We start from the raw sequence: 2,862 nt of genomic DNA on the forward strand, positions 1-2,862 counted from the left end.
GAACCCGTGCCCGGCCAGCGCCTCCAGCAGCGCCGGGACGTCGTCCGGCGGCGCGGTGGCGACCACGCGGGACGCCTCGCGCGCGGCGCACGCCCGGACGGCGTCCGGGCCGCCGCGCCCGACGAACACGGCGTCCGGCTCCGGCATGTGGTCGAGGACGAGCGGCAGCTCCCCGCTCGCGAGCGCGACCTTCACCCCGTGCGCCCGCACGTTCTCACGGACCCGCGCACGGGCCGTCTGGTCCTGTTCGAGGGAGACGACGGCCGCGCCGAAGCGCGCGCACTCGATGCCCACCGACCCGTCGCCCGAGCCGATGTCCCACACCATGTCGCCGAGCCTCGGCCCCAGCTTCGCCAGGACGAACGCCCGCACCTCGGGCCCCAGCGTCCCTTCGCCACCGAAGGCGCTCTGGGGAAGCGCCCACTCGGACGGGCCGGGACCGGCGCCGGAACTCCAGCCCTCGCCGGTAAGGGCGCGGCGGTCATCGAGGACGAGGACCACGTCCGGATCGTTCCACGGCCTGGTGGTGGCCTCCGCCGGACGGACGTGCACCACCCGTTCCCTGGGCCCGTCCAGGTCCTCGCAGACGACGAAGGACCGCGGCGTCTGCGGGAACAGCGCGCGCGCCAGCTCCCCTGGCCCGGCCCCAGGGCGGGTCAGCACCGCCACCTTCGGATGGGCGCGGCATACGTTGACCGCCCGGCGCAGATCCGCCGACGACACCACGAGCGCGTCCTCCCACGGCAGGCCGATCCGTGCGAAGGCCCGGCCCACCAGTGACGCGGCGGGCAGGACGCGGGGCTCGTGCCCCCGCGCGCGCAACGCCCTGACGACGCCGAAGAAGCCCGGGTCACCGGCGGCGACCACGACCACGTTTCCGGACCGGCTCTCGGGCCCGTCCAGAACCTCCAGGACGTCGGCGAGGGCGTCCGCGGGAACGACGCGCGCGCCCGGCGCCACCGGCAGCCCTTCCAGGTGATGGGACGGGCCCACGAGCAGCCCGGCGTCCCGCACCGCCGCGCGAGCCGACTCCGGGAGCGGCGCCCCGTCCCGGCCTATGACGGTCAGCACCCCGCCCCCGCCCTCGCGGTGCGCGGGCGGGACGGTCACGCGGCCGGTCACCGCGCCATCCGCCCGAACATGCCGACCATGCGCCCGTCCTCGGCGTCGACGAGCACGACCTGGGCCGCGACCGGGCTCTCCGGGGCGCCCGCGGCCTCGGCCGCGCGCCGTTCCAGCTCCCCCGCCGTCCGGCGGCACAGCTCACGTCCGCACGGCCCGTGCACCCCGGCCGCCTGCCACAGCCCGTACGCGTGCGCGGCGGACGGCGCCCGCGCCACCTCGGCGGTCAGCGCGGCGCCGCCGTCCATGTCGCGGGTCACGGCCTCCAGCGCGCCCGCGCCGGCGACCGCGGCCAGCTCCGCCGGCCCCGCCACCAGGACCAGTTGCACGACGCCCCGCGCGACCCCCCGCGCGACGGTTCCGGCCGACCCGTCCGGGTCGGCGGGGGCGAAGCAGGCGTCCGGCAGGCCCGGCAGCATCCGGCGAGCCGCCTCGCCCGCTCCCGCCCCGTAGAGGACGAGGGTCCGCCCGTGCTCGGCCGCCGCTCTCGTCGCGCTCACGCCCGTTCCTCCTCGCGGATCAGCGCGCCCGGCCTGGGATCGGACGCGATCAGGCTGAACACGATCATGTCCTGGTTGGTGCCGTCGGGGCCGCGTTCCGCGCCCCGCGCCACCCCTTCACGCTGATATCCGGCCTTCTCGGCGACGCGGATCGAGGCGAGGTTCGTCGTCAGGGCACGAAGCTCCACCCGGTAGATCCCGCAGTCGTCGAGGATCCACTGGGAGACCGATGACAGCGCCTCCGTCGCATAGCCGTTCCCGCGCGCGCTCGGCCGCATCCCGTACCCGACCTCGCAAGTCAGCTGCTTCCAGTCGACGCGGAAGAGCCCGATGGTCCCGACCAGCGCGCCGGTGACGCGGTCGGCGACGGCGAGGTGGATGCCCAGGCCGAACCGCTGCACACTGTGGACGCCCTCCCGCAGGAACCACGCGATCGGCTGCGCTTCCAGGACGGTCGGGAAGTTCGGCGGCAGGAACACTTCCCCACTGCGGATCACCTCGATCAGGACCTCGGCGTCGTCCAGCCCGAAGGGGCGCAGGACGAGCCGCTCCGTTTCCAGGCGCACGTCCTCCCGGAAGTCCTTCACGCGCGCTCCCGGCACGCCTGCACCATCCTGGCGGCGAACTGCGGCGACCCGGCCCAATGCAAATGCAAGTAGGACGCGACACAGTCGCCCCGTACGAACCCCTCTGGGGAGGACGTGGACCACTGCCACGCCGCCGTGGCCCCGTGCCCGGGTTCCGTCACCGTGCGGTGGAACTCGTGACCGTGCACACGCTCTCCCGTCCGGGCGACGACGGAATCGGCCACCGCCACCGCGGCACGATAACCCAGTGTCAGGCGCGACGCCATCGTGGCCTTGACGCCGTCCAGCACACCGCACATGGGCGCCCCGTCCAGCTCCTGCGCGAGGTAGAGAAGCCCCGCGCACTCGGCGTACACCGGGCGCGCGGCCCCGGCGAAGGCCGCCAGCTCGCCGCGCAGCCTCTCGTTCGCCGACAGCTCCGCCGCGTACACCTCCGGGAACCCTCCGCCGACGACGACGCCGCGGGTGCCCTCGGGAAGCGCCTCGTCCCGCAGCGGATCGAACCGGACGACCTCCGCGCCCGCCGCGTCCAGCAGCTCCTCGTTCTCGGCGTACCCGAACGTGAACGCGGGCCCGCCGGCCACCGCGACCCGCGGCCGGCGCCCGGCCGCCGCGCGTCCCGGATCGGTCCCGCCCGCCGTGCCCGCCAGGGC

3 protein-coding genes and 1 pseudogene are annotated in these 2,862 nt (G+C 75.6%); all 4 read right to left on the reverse strand.

The features are described 5' to 3' along the window. On the reverse strand, positions 1-1,122 hold a 1,122-nt coding region (gene cbiE, locus E1291_RS40675; protein ID WP_242614686.1), incomplete at its 3' end, for a precorrin-6y C5,15-methyltransferase (decarboxylating) subunit CbiE. Then, the gene (locus E1291_RS40680; RefSeq protein WP_131743364.1) at positions 1,119-1,622 is read right to left on the reverse strand and encodes a hypothetical protein; all 504 of its coding nucleotides are present in this window, start codon (positions 1,620-1,622) and stop codon (positions 1,119-1,121) included. The genes cbiE and E1291_RS40680, both read right to left, overlap by 4 nt. Continuing rightward, a complete protein-coding gene (locus E1291_RS40685; RefSeq protein WP_131743366.1) occupies positions 1,619-2,209 on the reverse strand; it encodes a GNAT family N-acetyltransferase in 591 nt (196 codons plus the stop codon). The genes E1291_RS40680 and E1291_RS40685 overlap by 4 nt, the downstream gene beginning before the upstream one ends. Continuing rightward, positions 2,206-2,862 (reverse strand): annotated as a pseudogene (locus tag E1291_RS40690) (cobyrinate a,c-diamide synthase); the annotation flags it as partial. The gene E1291_RS40685 and the pseudogene E1291_RS40690, both read right to left, overlap by 4 nt.

The sequence above is a fragment of the Actinomadura roseirufa genome, from assembly GCF_900659635.1.
GTDB lineage: Bacteria > Actinomycetota > Actinomycetes > Streptosporangiales > Streptosporangiaceae > Spirillospora > Spirillospora roseirufa.